This window comes from Pseudomonas sp. ADAK2 TE3594, from assembly GCF_053628675.1.
In genome coordinates, this window is record NZ_JBRJGV010000001.1 from 6,559,261 (window position 1) to 6,575,396 (window position 16,136).

Here is a 16,136-nt window from a genome sequence, read left to right on the forward strand (position 1 = left end):
GCGCAGCCTGCGCCAGCTGCTACATAGAGTGCATTATCAGTGCTTCAGCGAGCGATCTTCTCGGCAAAAGGTCGAGTATCAATGAGCTCTCGCCGGGTGCCCTCCGGCCAGCACTTGCCTGTGCAGGCTATCGACCGCGGATTTCGACGCCGTCACGGCGTATCCCTGCAGTAGCGCGTCAAAATGGTCCTCGAACAACCAGCGCCTATCCTCGGTGTAACGCTGCATATGGCGCAGATTGCGCTGGCGCAGGGACAGGCTCAACGATGACGGATAGATGCGCATGTCCGCCAGATCGATCAGGCCGAATTCTCCGTCGTTCAGTACCAGTACATTCCCCAGGTGCAGGGAACGAAAGTAGACACCTTGCTCGTGCAGCTGTGCCATGAATTTGCCGAAACGCTCAACCAGCGCCTGACGCACTGCTGGCGCGGTAATGCCTTGAAGCACCTGGCGCAAGGTGCTGCCCGGCAGTGGCGTGTAGTGCACGGCGCTGCTGCCGTCATTGAGACGGTACAGATCCAGAATTTGTGGGGTCGGGATCCCCTTGTTACGCAATTGCTCGCTGTTGGCGGCAAAACGTTCGGAATAGGGGTTGAAGCTGCCCGAGGTGTACCAGCGGCGACGCCGGAACAGCTTGAGGAAGCTGCCATCGATCAGGCGCAGGACTTTGGGGCCCAGGCCATCTTCTTCGATCACCTGGGCGCTGTCGGTCAACTGTTGCAGGGCCGTCGAGGTCAACGTCTTGACCGGCATCGTCGACAGGCGCCTGGCTCGCTGGTTGATGCTCAGCGCGGCGATCAGTGCCAATGGAATCCACAGCAGGAACCAGTGTTCCTTGGGCCGAGAGATGATCCCGCCGCCTTCGGTCAGGCCTGCCCCGATGCCGAATACCAGCCAGGTGGAGGCGATGATGAACAGCGGTTGTAGGCGATTCCGCCAGCTGCTCAGCAACCCCCAGGCCTGGAAAAACAACCATGGCAGCAGCCCGAAGATGCCGACGTAGTAAAGCACGCCCAAGGCGAAGCTATGAGGCTCCTGCAGGGTGTAGCCAATACCCGGGTCGAGGGTCAGGCTGGCGTTGTAGCCATGACCTATCCACGGGTGATCGGCAATTTTTTGCAGGGCCAACTGCCAGATTTCGAAACGATAGGAGTCGCCGCGTTCGATGATCATCTGCGAAAGCAGCAAGGCGACCGCTGTCCCGCTGATAAACAAGGTACCCAGCAGTACGATGGTGCGACGGTTCCAGCAGATGAAACTCAGCCAGAATGCAGCCAGTGTCAAGGCAACCAACGGCGTTCTGGAGCCAGTGGCAAGCACCGCGGCGAACATGATCGCCATCGCCGGGATACTCAGCCAGAGCAGCCGGCGACGTTTGCAGGTCATGCTCAGGCTCAGCCAATAGGTACAAAAGAAGCCGAATACGTGGGAGCTGAGAAGCGGATTGTCGAATGCGCCGCCACCGATCAGGCGCATGCCCGGTTCGTAGATACGGGCAAACATGAACAGGTTGTAGACCGAAGCGATCAGCCCCACCACCGCGGCGCTGAATAGCAGGGGTTGAACGATGTCGCTACGGTAACGCACCAGCACATAGCTGCCAGCGAACAGCAATAGTGTGTGCAAGGAGGGTTTGAACTGGCTAGCGACACGGTGCTCCATCGGCGGTCCCCAGCTCAGGCTGAGCAGCGCCCAGGCGACGAACAGCAGCAGCGCGACAAAGATTGGCTCGCGGAGCAACTCTTTGAATTCTCGCGGACGCAGGCAAAGGGCAATCAACGCTGGAATGCTGAACAAGCCGTAGAAAAGCTTGTGATGCAGGCTGCGCCCGGGCAGAAAGAACAGGGCGCACAGAAGCAAGAGATAGCCGAGAGGAAGAATCCAGAGGCAAATGAAATCGAAGACTCGATTGGACGTGCTGTTGAAACCACTGAGTTGCATGCTGAAAGATTCAATCCTGAAGTTGATCGGCCATCTTGGGGTGATGGCTATTTGATGCTGAATATGACGCCTAACAATAACAGCCTTTATGCGATTGCCAGAACCCTGAAGAAGCTGTGCTAAAGTCAGCGTCCTTTTTATCGACATTCGCGTGATATGACCGACTCCAGTCTCGCTGCAAGCCCATCGAGCTTGAAAATCTACTTCCGCCTGCTCGGCTATGTCCGGCCGTACATCAGTCTGTTCCTGATCAGCATTGTCGGTTTTCTGATTTTCGCTTCGACTCAGCCAATGCTCGGCTACATCCTCAAGTACTTCGTCGACGGGTTGTCCAACCCTGAAGCAGTGCTGTTTCCAAGCGTGCCGTACCTGCGTGACCTGCAACTGCTGCAGGCGGTGCCCTTGCTGATCATTCTGATTGCCGCGTGGCAGGGGCTTGGATCTTATCTGGGCAACTACTTCCTGGCCAAGGTTTCCCTCGGGCTGGTTCACGACTTGCGGGTGCAGTTGTTCAACAATCTGCTGGTCTTGCCCAACCGCTACTTCGATAAGCATAACTCGGGTCATCTGATTTCGCGCATCACCTTCAACGTGACCATGGTCACGGGGGCGGCCACAGATGCGATCAAGGTCGTAATCCGAGAAGGCATGACGGTGATCTTCCTGTTCGCCTCGCTGCTGTTCATGAACTGGCGCCTGACGCTGGTCATGGTTGCGATCCTGCCGTTGATCGCCTTGATGGTGCGTACCGCCAGCAAGAAATTCCGCAAACAGAGCAAGAAGATCCAGGCCGCCATGGGTGACGTGACCCACGTGGCTTCGGAAACCATCCAGGGCTATCGCGTGGTGCGCAGCTTCGGCGGCGAAGTCTACGAACAGAAGCGCTTCTTCAATGCCAGCCAGGGCAATACCGACAAGCAACTGCGCATGACCCGTACGGGAGCCATCTATACGCCGCTGTTGCAACTGGTGATTTACAGCGCCATGGCGGTCCTGATGTTCCTGGTGCTGTTCCTGCGCGGTGATGCGTCCGCCGGTGACATGGTGGCCTACATCACCCTGGCGGGCCTGTTACCCAAGCCGATCCGCCAATTGTCCGAAGTCAGTTCGACCATCCAGAAAGGTGTCGCCGGTGCCGAGAGTATCTTCGAGCAACTTGACGTCGAACCCGAACTCGATAAAGGCACCGTCGAGCGCGAGGCCGTCAGTGGTCGGCTGGATGTGCGCCACCTGAGCTTCACCTACCCGGGCACCGAGCGGCAGGTACTCGATGACATCAGTTTCACGGTAGAACCGGGGCAAATGGTGGCGTTGGTGGGGCGTTCGGGCAGTGGCAAGTCGACCCTGGCCAACCTGATTCCACGCTTCTATCACCACGACAAGGGCGAGATCCTGATCGATGGCGTTGAAGTGGAACAGTACAAACTGCTGAATCTGCGCAAGCACATTGCTCAGGTGACCCAGCATGTGACGCTGTTCAGCGACACCGTGGCCAACAATATTGCGTATGGCGATCTGGCCGGCGCGCCCCGTGAAGACATCGAGAAAGCGGCAAAAGACGCCTACGCGATGGACTTCATCGCGCAGTTGCCCGAAGGGCTGGACACTCAGGTCGGTGAGAACGGCGTGTTGTTGTCCGGCGGTCAGCGCCAGCGTCTGGCGATTGCCCGGGCCCTGCTGAAAAATGCGCCATTGCTGATCCTCGACGAAGCCACTTCTGCCCTCGATACCGAATCCGAGCGACATATTCAGGCCGCACTGGATCAGGTCATGAAAGGCCGGACCACTCTAGTCATCGCTCACCGTCTGTCGACCATCGAGAAAGCTGACCTGATTCTGGTCATGGATCAGGGCCGTATTGTGGAGCGCGGCCCCCATGCCGAACTTCTGGCGCAGAACGGTTACTACGCCCGCCTGAACGCCATGGGCCTCGACGCCCCGGCTGAAGATATCGCCTGACCGTTGCGAGGGTGAGCCCGGCTCACCCTCGCGTTCACCGGCGTGCAACGCGTCCCGGTGCTTGTAATCAGCCCCTTGCGCTTTGACCATGCCGGAATAAATCTCGACAACGCGCTAGTTTAAGGTTTGCTCAACTGAAGCGTCGCTGACAGTGCGGGATCGACACCAGGATCTGCAACGTGCGGACGCTGTCAGCATCTATCGGTATTTCTGCTCAATAAATGAGCAGAGCCTCTTGCCAATTCATCCGGTTGCAGCCGTCGCGCTAGCCAGCGCCAACCCTGTGCTAATATCGCGCCCCTGTTCATTTTGTATGTGGGTTGCTCCATGAAGTTGTCCATGCCGCGATTCGATCAAGCCCCTGTCTTGGTGGTCGGCGATGTCATGCTCGACCGTTACTGGCATGGTGGTACCTCACGGATTTCCCCTGAGGCACCGGTACCGGTAGTCAAAGTCGAGCAAATCGAGGACCGCCCGGGCGGTGCCGCCAACGTTGCCCTGAACATTGCCGCGCTCGGTGCGCCGGCCTCGCTGGTCGGCGTGACCGGCGACGACGAGGCTGCCGATAGCCTGGTCAATAGCCTCAAGGGCGCCGGCGTGCGGGCGTTGTTCCAGCGCATCGCGCACCAGCCGACCATCGTCAAGCTGCGGGTGATGAGCCGCCACCAGCAATTGCTGCGTATCGATTTTGAAGAACCTTTCGCAACCGACGCCTTGGCGCTGGGCGAGCAAGTCGACGAATTGCTCGAAGGCATCAAGGTGCTGGTGCTGTCCGACTATGGCAAAGGCGCGCTGAAAAACCATCAGGTGCTGATCCAGGCCGCCCGTGCCCGTGGGATTCCAGTGCTGGCCGATCCCAAGGGCAAGGATTTCTCGATCTACCGCGGCGCGAGCCTGATCACCCCGAACCTCAGTGAATTCGAAACCATCGTCGGTGGTTGCGCCGATGAACACGAGCTGGTGAGCAAGGGCGCGCAGTTGATGCACGACCTCGACCTCGGCGCCTTGCTGGTGACCCGTGGCGAGCACGGCATGACCTTGCTGCGCCCGGATCATCCGGCGCTGCACCTGCCGGCCCGTGCCCGCGAAGTGTTCGACGTGACCGGCGCCGGTGACACGGTGATTTCTACCCTGGCGGCGGCGATCGCCGCTGGCGAAGAACTGCCTCACGCGGTGGCCCTGGCCAACCTGGCGGCGGGCATCGTGGTCGGCAAGCTCGGTACCGCGGCCATCAGTGCCCCGGAATTGCGTCGTGCGATTCAGCGTGAAGAAGGTTCCGAGCGTGGTGTGTTGGGGCTGGAGCAGCTGTTGCTGGCAGTCGACGACGCACGTGCACACAACGAGAAAATTGTGTTCACCAATGGCTGCTTTGACATCCTGCATGCCGGCCACGTGACCTACCTCGAACAGGCGCGTGCCCAAGGCGATCGTCTGATCGTGGCGGTCAACGACGATGCGTCGGTGAGCCGCTTGAAAGGGCCGGGTCGGCCGATCAACAGCGTCGACCGTCGCATGGCTGTACTGGCCGGTCTGGGCGCGGTGGATTGGGTGATCAGCTTTCCTGAAGGCACACCGGAAAACCTGTTGCGCGAGGTCAAGCCGGACGTACTGGTCAAGGGTGGGGACTATGGCATCGAGCAGGTAGTCGGGGCGGACATCGTCACCGCTTATGGCGGGACAGTGAAAGTGCTGGGGTTGGTGGAAAACAGCTCGACCACGGCGATTGTCGAGAAGATCCGCAACCATTGAAGTGAACGTCTTCCGTTTTGTACTGTATGTGAGCGGTTTTACCCTGAGGGTATAACCGTTCCCGTTGATGTTGGCCGGTACGAACCCGCGCTTAGCTGCTTTTGTCTCGGTAATGAATGAATGAAAGTCATGCTTCTGGTGATGGACGAACAACGAGTCATTCTGGATCGGCTGTATGAGATCGTGCAGCAGAACTGCGATGAGTGTGTCGTCTATCGTTTGAGCAAAAAACAGCAGATGAAACTTGGTCCGTTTCTCGCCTCGGTCAATTATCAGAACTTCGATCGGGTCGTGATTTTCTCCAGAGTCAAGCGTCTCGCCCCGCAGCTCAGTGTTCTAAAATGTATTCCCGGTCTGATTTTCCTCGAGCATGACGCCTATCAGAACTACATGCCCGAGAGTAAATACCTACGGGTATATTCGCGCCTGTACAGCCGTCTCCCAAGTGCTCGCGTACTGGTTTCTGGAGCTATTGTTGCGCGTCGGATGCAAGCTGAAAATATTGATGCAGTGTTCGTTTCAAAAGGATATGACGAACAGATGCTGCATAACATGGACGGTGTCCGAGACATTCCGATCGGTTTTCTGGGCAGTCTGAAAAGTACCGAGTATGCGCAACGCAAGGCACTCCTTGAAGCGCTTTCTCAGCGCACTGGCATGCTGGTCGCCCGCACCAAGTCAGGCACCGAGTACCTGGAAATGCTCAATCGCATCAAGATTTTTGTCAGTGCCGATATCGGCATGAACGAATTCATGATCAAGAACTTTGAAGCGATGGCGTGTGGCTGTGTACTGTTGGCCTGGAGCCAGGGCGAAGAAGACGAGTTGCTGGGCTTTCGGGATATGCACAACACGGTGTTCTATCGCTCCGAAGATGAAGCTGTGGAAAAACTCGAGCTATTGCAGAGTGATCCTTTGCTGACGGCTCGTATCGCCAGTAACGGACAGACATTCGCGCAGAGCCAGTATTCCTTTGCCCGGGTGGGGCGTACGCTGGCCACCGAGATACAGCGCGAAATGCGTCCTTGGCAACCACCTTCATCGTTCACTCGCCTGTGGGTGAGGGTACGCCACGGGATGAAGGTTCCGGAGTAGATGATGGAATATCAAAAGCCTCAAGCTTGTGAGCAAGTAGCGCTGGATACGATGCCTGGTGGGCACCAGTCTGTTATGGATGGACTGCCCGAGGAGCTGAAAGAGTGCTTGCGCAAGGCCGCTCGTGTTGTGCTCATAGCCAATAATCCGGCTATCACGTCGACCGATTTCCAAGCGTTGAATATAGGCATTGATGACGTAGTGGTCAGCTTCAACACCTGTATTAAATCGGGACTGCTTTGCCCGCAGAGCGTCAATGTATTCGTACATGGTTTCAATGCACCGGACGCCTACTTCTTCGGCCTTCCCTATGGGCCTGAAGTGCAGCGCCTTTTTGAAAACGCTGGCGGGCGTTGTTTTACGATGCTGGTGGGAAGCACGGAGGCAATGTGTCCTTTGCCGCGAGTGGCTCTTTATTGGGAGCGTATACCGTTACCGGCATTGTGGAACTACCCGGTCGATCGACCAGGAGGTAAACGTTATGTTGGACCGTCCACTGGTTTCAACGCGCTGGTGCTGTTCGATTGGCTGCGCAGTCACGCCGGTTATACCTACCAACTGATGACATTAGGTTTTTCCAACGAAGCGGGAAAACTCTGGGGCGGGCATGCCTGGGACTATGAGCGGGACTGGTTGCAGAAGTCGGACGTCATCGTCGTGCCTCTGCAGCGTCGTAGTTGGTGGCAAGTATTGCTTCGTCGCAAATAAATCATGGCTTGTGACTGGTCGCTACTAGAGCGCCGAAAAGGCTCGGTTTTTTCAGGGGTGTTGTCGAGTGTTAAATATTGCGGTGGCTTTTTTTGGTATTCCAAGAAATTCGGAAATCTGCTTTCCCTCCATTCAAGAAAACGTTCTTGCACAGCTGCCTTCGAACAGCAACGTAAAGTGCTTTTATCATCTCTATAAAATCGACGAAATCCAGAACGCACGTTCAGGTGAGAGGGGGGCGCTGGCGGCGGACAACTATGAGGCCTTTGAGTCTATGACCGGCCGACTCACCTCAACGGAAGGTGTTCTGGAGCATTGGAATTTTGAACAAGTAAAAGCACTCGGCGATACGTGGGCTGATGAGCACGCATCACTTCGCAACCTGATCTATCAGCTGAATTCGCTGCACACCGTCACCGCCATGATGGAGTCCTTCAATCCTGATTTCGTAGTATTCGTGCGACCGGATAATTTCTATCACACACCGCTTCCCACTTATGTGTTCAAGCACCCCAATGCCAGGCGGTTGAATACTTACATCCCTGATTGGCAGTGGTGGGGAGGATTGAATGATCGTTTTGCCATTTGTGGACGGGATACCTACATGGCTTATGGGAAAAGGATTGAGCACATCTTCGACTTCTGTAAGGCGACAGGAAGGAAGTTACATTCCGAACGGCTGCTCAAATACGTGCTGCAACAGGCTGGCGCCAGGATCTGCACCATGGATACCAAGGCGTCCCGTGTTCGTATCACGGGTGCATTTGCTGATGAGTCGTTCTCTCCCAAGCGGGGTATGGGCAAGCGCGAGAATCGCTACTTTCATCTGTTTGCGCAGTTTCGCACGTTCATGGACAGGCAACGATCGGACAAGACGGAAGCCCCGTGAGAGGTGGTTTTTGATCGTACCTCCACTGTAAGAATCTCACTTACGCCCACGACAACTTCACAGTTATTTACGCAGTGTTCCCTGCACCAGCCTCACCAGTCGCAGAGCCTTGACGCTCAGTTGCTTCAACCCTTGTTGCCGGGCTTTCGGTACCCCCACCCCTTGTTGTGCAATCCAGTCCTTCCAGCGAATACGTTCTTCGCGCACTACCCAGCCTTCCTGGATAGCAAAGCTCTCTGCCAGATACAGTCCACGGGTACTGGCCGGTAAAAGCTTATCGCGCTTGAGCGTATACAGCTCGGGAAGGGGCACCCCATCTTCAAGTGGCATCAGATACAAATCAGGGCGTTTGCGATCGAGCCGGGCCACCAATTGATCGCCCTCCAGCCGTTCGTCCACATGGAACAGGCTCAGGGATTTGGCTTCCTTGGGCACGTCCAGACGCAAGTCATAGATCAATTGCAGCGACGCGGTCGGCAAATGCACATAGGCCCGCGGGCGCTCGATCAGCGGCATGTTGGCGCAGCGCACCGGCCGCGCCGAACCGGACAGCGGTGTCAGGCGAAACGGCAGGGCTTCGCGGTAATGCAGGGCGGACGAGTAGGGCGCGGGCAGCCAGGTGTCGTTGAAACGCCCGCTGAGCCAGCCTTCCGGGGTTTCCAACAGGCACTCTTCGGCAATTTCCTGGGTCGCCGTGTGCAGCGGCAGATTCAGTTCATGGGCCGGCACATAACCCGAGATCAGCTTGAGCACCACATCGCCGCGGTCCTGCCGACGCTGACGCACCAACACCCAGTAATCGCGATTCTGCCAATGCAGGGTCAGGCGCACCGAAACCCCGAGGTTCGCCAGTTCCAGGGCAAACCGCTCGCTGTCGGGCACCGTTACCGGACGGCGGCGCTGCAAAGTCTGGGAGAAATTCAGCGGCATCCCGACGCTCTGGTAACTCAAGCCTTCGGGTGTCGCTTCGACGAATAACGGCAGGGTCTTGAAGTTGCTCGGGTTCTTTCTTATCAGCGTACGCGGCATGTCGGCTCCTGCTTAAGGCCGCATGGGCGGCATCAATTGCTACGAAGGACCTGGGCAACGGTCGCAACGTTGTGGGCGAGGTGCAGCGGATTGATGGTCCCGACAATAGCACTGGCCACACCCGGGTGTTCAAACAACAACTCGAAGCTGGCGCGCACCGGCTCCACACCCGGGCTCAAGCATACGTGGCCGCTGGCCAAGGCTTTTTTGACCAGGATCGCTTTGCCGTGAGCAGCAGCATAGTCAATGACCGGCTTCTCGTTCTGTTCGTTCAGATTGTAGGTGACCATCGCGCAATCACCTTGTTCCAGAGCCTTCAAGCCGCCTTCGACGGTTTTGCCGGAAAAACCGAAACCGCGAATCTTGCCTTCGCGCTTGAGCTCGGCGAGGGTTGCGTAGACCTCGGAGTCATTGAGGATCGCCAGGTCGTTGCCGTCGGAATGCACCAGCACCAGGTCGATAACATCCGTTTCCAGACGTTGCAGGCTGCGTTCAACCGACAGGCGAGTATGGGCGGCGCTGAAGTCGTGACTCGACTGGCCGTCGGCAAACTCTTCGCCGACCTTGCTGACGATCACCCAGTCCTGACGTTGACCACGCAGCAACGGACCGAGACGCTCTTCGCTGCGGCCATAGGCCGGTGCGGTGTCGATCAGGTTGATGCCCAGGTCGCGCGCGAGTTTGAGCAGCATGCGCGCTTCGTCATCGCCGGGGATCTGGAAACCGTTGGGGTACTTCACCCCTTGATCGCGGCCAAGTTTCACCGTGCCCAGGCCCAGGGGCGAAACCAGCAGGCCGGTGCTGCCCAAAGGGCGATGCAGATCGTGCAGGGTTGGTTGACTCATGGCAGCAGTTGCTCCCAGGCAGGGACGCCCATCGGCGGCTTCGGCAGGTCCGGCAGTGGTGCCGGATGGCTCGGCTGAATGCCGTCGCGCTGCAGTGAGGCGATGACCCGGTCAGCGAAGTCCGGCGCCAGGGCCAGTTTGGTTGGCCAGCCCACCAGCAGGCGATCCTGCTCGGCGAGGAAGGCATTGTCCGGGCGGGTCAGGCCCGATTGCAGCGGCTCGGCGCGGTCGACCCGCAAGGTCGCCCACTGCGCGGTGCTCAGGTCGATCCACGGCAGCAGGTTACCGAGTTCTTTCTGCGCGGTGGCGATCTGCGCTGCAGGATCGCGGGCCACGCCTTCGGCTTCGGCGATGTCGCCCCCCAGGTACCAGACCCATTGGCCATCGGCGGCCGGGTGGGTGGTCACGGTGATGCGCGGCTTCGGCCCGCCGCCCAGGCAATGGGCGTACAGCGGTTTGAGGCCCGGGCCCTTGACGATGATCATGTGCAGGGGGCGGCGCTGCATGGCCGGCTGGCTCAGGCCCAGCGCCGTGAGCAGGTCGGCGGTGCCGCCCCCTGCACTGAGGACGATGCGCTGGGCGCGGATCTCACGTTCGTCGACTTTCAAACCGACCAGTTCGCCGTTTTCCAGCAGCGGTTCGATGTGCTGACCAGCAAGCAGACCGTCGCCGGCCAGCTCAGCCAGGCGCTGGATCAGGCTCGGAACGTCAACCACCAGTTCCGCCAGGCGATAGACCTTGCCCTTGAAACGCTTGTCTTGCAGGGCTGGTGGTAGCTGCTCGCCCTTGACCTGATCGACCCGCCCGCGCACGGCTTTGCTGGCAAAGAAACTGGTGAGGTTGCCGGCGAGGGTGCCGGGGGACCAGAGGTAATGGGCTTCGGACAGCAGACGTACGCCGGACAGATCCAGCTCGCCGTCGCCGGCCAGCGCTTCACGCCAGCGACGCGGCATATCGGCAATGGCTTCCGAGGCGCCGGTCAGGGCGCCGTGCAACGCGTACTTGGCGCCGCCGTGGATGATGCCCTGGGACTTCACGCTCTGCCCGCCACCAAGGCTGGCGCTTTCCACCAGCACGGTCGAAAAACCCTGACGGCGCAGACGCGCATTCAGCCAGAGGCCGGCGACACCAGCGCCGACAATCAGAACGTCGGTGGAAATAACGGATGGCATGCAGCGACCTCAGTGTTCAAGACGAGGGCGCAGTATACAGACTCGAAGAAAAGGGGATTGTTGGTTGATCAAGCGGATGGATGCAAAACCTGTGGGAGCGAGCCTGCTCGCGATGGGGCCGGCACATGCAACATAAGGGTTGAATGCAAGACCGCTATCGCGAGCAGGCTCGCTCCCACAATGGAAAGTGCTTAGGGCCTTAGTGTCCCGCGGTCTTCGAGAACAGCTGGATGACTACGACACCCAATACGATGAGCGCCATCCCCAGCATCGCCGGCACATCCAGCTTCTGCCCGTAGATAAACAGCGCCGCGACGCTGACCATCACGATGCCCATGCCGGCCCATACCGCGTAGGCCACGCCCACCGGAACGCTGCGCACCACCAGGGTCAGCATCCAGAAAGCAATGCCGTAACCAACGATGACCAGCAGCAGCGGCAGTGGCGTGCTGAAACCCTTGACCGCTTTCATCGAAACGGTGGCGATCACTTCGGCGCAGATGGCGATAGCCAGGTAGTAGTAAGCGGTCATGGGTCAATCCTCGTATGAAGTGTTGCTCTCTGAGGTCGGCATTCTAGAGATTCGCCAGATGCGGTAAAGTCATTACCTATCTGTTCTGAAGATGGGTTGAGCCATGAACATGCAATGGAATCTGGAACAGCTGCGCTTGTTTGTCAGCGTCGCGGAACAGCGTTCGTTCTCCGCGGTGGCGCGGGATCAGCGCAAGGCACAGTCGGCGGTCAGCAGTTCGATTGCGCTGCTGGAAGAGGACCTGGGTGTCAGCCTGTTCGATCGTAGCAGTGGTCGTCAGCCGAAACTCACCGAAGCCGGTACCGCCCTGCTTGAGGAGGCGCGGGAAGTGCTGCGCCAATGCGAGCGCCTCAATGGCCGGGCACTGGCGATGATGCGCGGCCAGGAAGCGAGCCTGCGTGTGGCTCAGGACGAGGCAATGCCCTATCAAGCGGTGGTTGAAAGCTTCGAGGCTCTGGCAGAAAAGTTTCCCAGTCTCGAAGTGCAACTGACCAGCGCCGCCCAGGGGGATGTTGCGCGCAAGCTAGTGGAGCGCAGGGCTGACCTGGGTTTGCTGTTTTATCATGAGCAAATTCCCGAAGCCCTCGAGCGGCGGGTGCTGGGTAGCGTCGAAATGGTCACGGTGTGCGGCGTCGGGCATCCCATGGCGAAGCAGGCGCACGTCGATTGCCAGCAAATGGCGCAGCATCGACAGTTGCTGATGTCCACGCAATCCAGCGTCTATCCAGGCAGTGAGCCGGCCAGCCCGCAGGTCTGGCGCGCCGACAGTTTCTATGTGATGGCCGAATGGGTGATGCGCGGCCTTGGCTGGGCCTGGTTGCCGCGCCATGTGGTGCAGTACCCGGCGTACCAGAATCAGATGGTCGAACTGGCCAGCGAATGGACGCCGCCGGCCTTGATCGTGGAACTGGTCTGGCGTCGCGACGAGCCCCTCGGCCCGGCGGCCCGTTGGCTGGCGGAACGTTTTGCCGTGCACTTGCAGGCGATCGGCTAAAAAACCGATAAACTCCGCCGCCATGAATAGAACTCTCTACACCGCGCTGTTTTACCTGGGGCTGCCATTGGTAGCGATTCGGCTTTGGCTGCGGGCGCGCAAGGCGCCGGCGTATGCCAAGCGCATTGGCGAGCGTTTCTCCCTCGCGCTGCCGGCGATGAAGCCGGACGGTATCTGGGTGCACGCGGTGTCGGTGGGCGAAAGTATCGCCGCGGCACCGATGATCCGCGCCTTGTTGCAACGCTACCCGACGCTGCCGATCACCGTCACCTGCATGACACCGACCGGGTCCGAGCGCATCCAGGCGTTGTTCGCCAACGAGCCGCGCATCCAACACTGCTATCTGCCTTACGACTTGCCTTGCGCAGCCAAGCGATTTCTTGATCGGGCCCGGCCAAAACTGGCGGTGATCATGGAAACCGAGCTTTGGCCCAACCATATTCACCAATGCGCCAAACGCGGGATTCCCGTGGCGCTGGCCAATGCGCGACTGTCCGAGCGTTCGGCCAAAGGCTATGGCCGCTTCCATAAACTGACCGGGCCGATGCTCGCCGAGATGAGCCTGTTCGCGGTGCAGACCGAAGCCGAGGCGCAGCGCTTCCGGGATTTGGGCGCGCGCCCGGAAACCGTCGAAGTGACCGGTTCGATCAAGTTCGACCTGACCATCGACCCGCAACTGCTGCAACGTGCCGCCGAGTTGCGTGCGCAGTGGCAGGCACAGGAGCGCCCGGTGTGGATCGCCGCGAGTACCCATGAAGGTGAAGACGAGGTGGTGCTGGCCGCCCATCGTCGGCTGTTGGCCAATCATCCTGATGCGCTGCTGATTCTGGTGCCGCGCCATCCAGAGCGTTTCAACCCGGTGTTCGAGTTGTGCCGGCAGCAGGGTTTCGCCACGGTGCGGCGTTCGACGGGTGAGCCGGTTACCGCAGGCACTTCGGTGCTGTTGGGCGACACCATGGGCGAGTTGCTGTTTCTCTATGCGTTGGCCGACAGCGCGTTCGTCGGTGGCAGCCTGGTGCCCAACGGCGGCCATAATCTGCTGGAGCCGGCGGCATTGGCCAAACCGGTGCTCAGCGGGCCGCACCTGTTCAACTTCCTCGAAATCGCCGCGCAGTTGCGCAGCGCCGGGGCGTTGGCCGAGGTCGATGATGCCGAAAGTCTGGCGCTGGCGGTGCAGCGGCTGTTCGAATTGCCGAGCGATGCGCAGCGGATGGCAGAGGCGGGGCTGAAAGTGATGCGCACCAATCAGGGCGCGTTGCAACGGTTGCTGGATGGGTTGGGCAGGTTGATCGAGCGTTAGACCGAGTCGCCTGAAAAAAAGATCGCAGCCTTCGGCAGCTCCTACAGGATGTACATCAATCCCAATGTAGGAGCTGCCGAAGGCTGCGATCTTTTGATCTTTTGCTTTTACTGAGCCGGATTAGCCCTCAACTGCTCCGCCGCAGCCTTGGCCAGATCCGGCGGCAGGAAGTCCTTGTCCGGGTTGTAGTCGGCTTTGAGGTAACGCGTCAGGTCCTGCAAATCCCCCGGGTTCAAGGTGCCGGCGGCCTGCTTCAAGCGCAGGTTGTCGAGGATGTAGTCGTAGCGGGTGTTGTTGTAGTTACGCACCGAGGTGTACAGCTGACGCTGGGCATCGAGCACGTCGACGATGTTGCGCGTCCCCACCTGATAACCGATTTCGGTCGCTTCCACCGCGCTCTGGTTGGAGATGATCGATTGTCGGCGGGCCTGCACCTGCTCGACGTCGGTGTTCACTGCGCGGTGCAGATTGCGGGTGTTTTCCACGACCTGACGACGCAGCGCTTCGCGTTGCTGCTCGGACTGAGTCAGCCGTGAATAGGACTCGCGCACCTGCGAGCTGGTCAGCCCGCCGCTGTAGAGCGGGATGCTCAATTGCAGGCCAACCGTGCGCTGCTCGACATCGCCGCCGTAACGCACGCCGTTCGGGCTCGGGTTGGTAAAACCGAGGGCGTCGTTGTCACCTTTCTTGTATTGCGCGACCGCATCCAGGGTGGGCGCATGCCCGGCCTTGCGCTGCTTGAGGGTTTCTTCGGCGGCGCTTACTGCATAGTTGCTGGCCAGCAAATTCAGGTTCTGTTTGGCGGCGGTGTCGACCCAGGCCTTGGCATCGTTCGGTGCCGGCGGCAGGATCGGCAAGGTGTGGACGATGCCCTGAATCGAGTTGTACTGACGGTTGGTCAGGGTGATCAGCGCTTCGAACGCGTCATCCACCTGGCGCTGAGCGAGAATCCGGTTGGCCCGTGCCGTGTCGTAACTGGCTTGGGATTGCAGCACGTCGGTCTTGTCGGACAGGCCAACGTCGAAGCGCTCGTTGGACTGGTCGAGCTGCCGCTTGAATGCCGCTTCTTCGGCCTTGGTCGAGGCCAGGGTGTCCTGGCTGCGCAGCACGTTGAAGTAGCTTTCGGCACTTTGCAGAATCAGGTTCTGTTCGGTGGCCGAGAGTTGCAAGGCGGCCTGTTCGTTGACGTCCTTGGCGGCCTGCAACTGGAACCAGCGATCGGCGCGGAAAATCGGCTGCGCGAGAGTCGCCTGATACACCGTGCCACTGCGGGTCGCGGTCACCGATGGTTGATCGATCGAGGTACGGGTGTTGTTCAGATCGGCACCGGCTGACAGGTTGGGCAGCAGGCCGGCGCGAGCCTGGGGCACGACTTCCTTCTGGGCGCCATATTGGGCGCGGGCAGCGGCGATGTCGGCGTTGTTGTCCACCGCTTCCTGATAGACGCTGACCAGGTCAGTCTTGGTCGATAAGGGCGCTTCTGCTGCCCAGGCCATTCCATTGGACGCACAAGACACGGCAAGGGCCAGTGAGAGTTTGCGCAGCATGAGGCCATCCCTAAAATTACGCTGATAATTTGAGCGCCAAGGCTACGGCGCGGCGCCCTGCAGCGTCAAGGCGCGGCACGGCGTAGCGAGTGTAGTTGCACGCAGGCAAGGCAACAATCCTGCAATTGCGCCATTCATCATGGTGTTTGCTGCGGAGTTGGCGTTCTTTGCCGGTTGTGTCTAGACTGGCCGGGTTCTTGTCGGGGTGCCTTGCTATGAGGCTGAGATCGAATAATTTCGGATCCCGTTGAACCTGATCAGGTTAGCGCCTGCGTAGGGAACAAGATTTCTCGTCACCCGGCGAGTCCTCTTGTGCTTCGTCCGGGATGTTGTTCGACAATCGAACACCCCTCGAGCACTGAGCACAGCACGG

14 protein-coding genes and 1 riboswitch are annotated in these 16,136 nt (G+C 59.2%); of the genes, 8 read left to right on the forward strand and 6 right to left on the reverse strand.

What is annotated here, in order from left to right:
- Positions 1 to 78: 78 nt before the first annotated feature.
- On the reverse strand, positions 79 to 1,629 hold the full coding sequence (locus AB7M22_RS29480) for an O-antigen ligase family protein (RefSeq protein ID WP_454188608.1): 1,551 nt from the start codon (positions 1,627 to 1,629) through the stop codon (positions 79 to 81).
- On the opposite strand from AB7M22_RS29480, the gene AB7M22_RS29485 reads away from it, so the two are divergent.
- The 6 genes from AB7M22_RS29485 (at position 1,624) to AB7M22_RS29510 (ending at position 8,344) form a co-directional block, all read left to right on the forward strand.
- Positions 1,624 to 2,067, forward strand: coding sequence for a hypothetical protein (locus AB7M22_RS29485; protein ID WP_454188609.1), 444 nt, complete (start codon positions 1,624 to 1,626; stop codon positions 2,065 to 2,067). The genes AB7M22_RS29480 and AB7M22_RS29485 overlap by 6 nt on opposite strands.
- Before the next feature lie 33 nt (positions 2,068 to 2,100).
- Entirely contained in the window at positions 2,101 to 3,903 is a 1,803-nt protein-coding gene (gene msbA, locus AB7M22_RS29490; protein ID WP_454188610.1) for a lipid A export permease/ATP-binding protein MsbA, read from the forward strand.
- 327 nt (positions 3,904 to 4,230) lie between these two features.
- Positions 4,231 to 5,652, forward strand: a complete 1,422-nt coding sequence (gene hldE, locus AB7M22_RS29495) for a bifunctional D-glycero-beta-D-manno-heptose-7-phosphate kinase/D-glycero-beta-D-manno-heptose 1-phosphate adenylyltransferase HldE (protein ID WP_007902573.1) — start codon at positions 4,231 to 4,233, stop codon at positions 5,650 to 5,652.
- Between the two features lie 120 nt (positions 5,653 to 5,772).
- The gene (locus AB7M22_RS29500) at positions 5,773 to 6,747 is read left to right on the forward strand and encodes a glycosyltransferase family protein (RefSeq protein ID WP_454188611.1); all 975 of its coding nucleotides are present in this window, start codon (positions 5,773 to 5,775) and stop codon (positions 6,745 to 6,747) included.
- A gap of 3 nt (positions 6,748 to 6,750) precedes the next feature.
- Positions 6,751 to 7,455 (forward strand): hypothetical protein, encoded by a 705-nt coding sequence (locus AB7M22_RS29505; RefSeq protein ID WP_454188612.1) that lies wholly within the window; start codon positions 6,751 to 6,753, stop codon positions 7,453 to 7,455.
- Positions 7,456 to 7,522: 67 nt separating this feature from the next.
- Positions 7,523 to 8,344 carry a hypothetical protein gene (locus tag AB7M22_RS29510; protein ID WP_454188613.1) on the forward strand — a complete coding sequence of 274 codons (822 nt, stop codon included), beginning with the start codon at positions 7,523 to 7,525 and terminating at the stop codon, positions 8,342 to 8,344.
- 63 nt (positions 8,345 to 8,407) lie between these two features.
- Here the strand turns inward: AB7M22_RS29510 and AB7M22_RS29515 are convergent, their stop codons facing one another.
- The 4 genes from AB7M22_RS29515 to AB7M22_RS29530 all read right to left on the reverse strand — a co-directional run bounded on the left by AB7M22_RS29515 (position 8,408) and on the right by AB7M22_RS29530 (position 11,922).
- Positions 8,408 to 9,373 (reverse strand): metal ABC transporter ATPase, encoded by a 966-nt coding sequence (locus AB7M22_RS29515; protein ID WP_454188614.1) that lies wholly within the window; start codon positions 9,371 to 9,373, stop codon positions 8,408 to 8,410.
- A gap of 32 nt (positions 9,374 to 9,405) precedes the next feature.
- Positions 9,406 to 10,218 (reverse strand): aldo/keto reductase, encoded by an 813-nt coding sequence (locus AB7M22_RS29520; RefSeq protein ID WP_454188615.1) that lies wholly within the window; start codon positions 10,216 to 10,218, stop codon positions 9,406 to 9,408.
- Positions 10,215 to 11,390 carry an NAD(P)/FAD-dependent oxidoreductase gene (locus AB7M22_RS29525; protein WP_454188616.1) on the reverse strand — a complete coding sequence of 392 codons (1,176 nt, stop codon included), beginning with the start codon at positions 11,388 to 11,390 and terminating at the stop codon, positions 10,215 to 10,217. Before AB7M22_RS29525 ends, AB7M22_RS29520 begins: the two co-directional genes overlap by 4 nt.
- Before the next feature lie 199 nt (positions 11,391 to 11,589).
- Entirely contained in the window at positions 11,590 to 11,922 is a 333-nt protein-coding gene (locus AB7M22_RS29530) for a DMT family transporter (RefSeq protein WP_008004867.1), read from the reverse strand.
- A gap of 103 nt (positions 11,923 to 12,025) precedes the next feature.
- On the opposite strand from AB7M22_RS29530, the gene AB7M22_RS29535 reads away from it, so the two are divergent.
- Positions 12,026 to 12,916, forward strand: a complete 891-nt coding sequence (locus AB7M22_RS29535) for a LysR family transcriptional regulator (RefSeq protein ID WP_007902583.1) — start codon at positions 12,026 to 12,028, stop codon at positions 12,914 to 12,916.
- A gap of 22 nt (positions 12,917 to 12,938) precedes the next feature.
- Positions 12,939 to 14,216: a lipid IV(A) 3-deoxy-D-manno-octulosonic acid transferase gene (waaA, locus tag AB7M22_RS29540; RefSeq protein WP_454188617.1), complete on the forward strand. Its 1,278-nt coding sequence runs from the start codon at positions 12,939 to 12,941 to the stop codon at positions 14,214 to 14,216.
- Between the two features lie 107 nt (positions 14,217 to 14,323).
- Here the strand turns inward: waaA and AB7M22_RS29545 are convergent, their stop codons facing one another.
- The gene (locus tag AB7M22_RS29545; protein ID WP_454188618.1) at positions 14,324 to 15,763 is read right to left on the reverse strand and encodes a TolC family outer membrane protein; all 1,440 of its coding nucleotides are present in this window, start codon (positions 15,761 to 15,763) and stop codon (positions 14,324 to 14,326) included.
- A gap of 191 nt (positions 15,764 to 15,954) precedes the next feature.
- A riboswitch (TPP riboswitch) is annotated at positions 15,955 to 16,060 on the forward strand.
- Positions 16,061 to 16,136 lie beyond the last annotated feature (76 nt).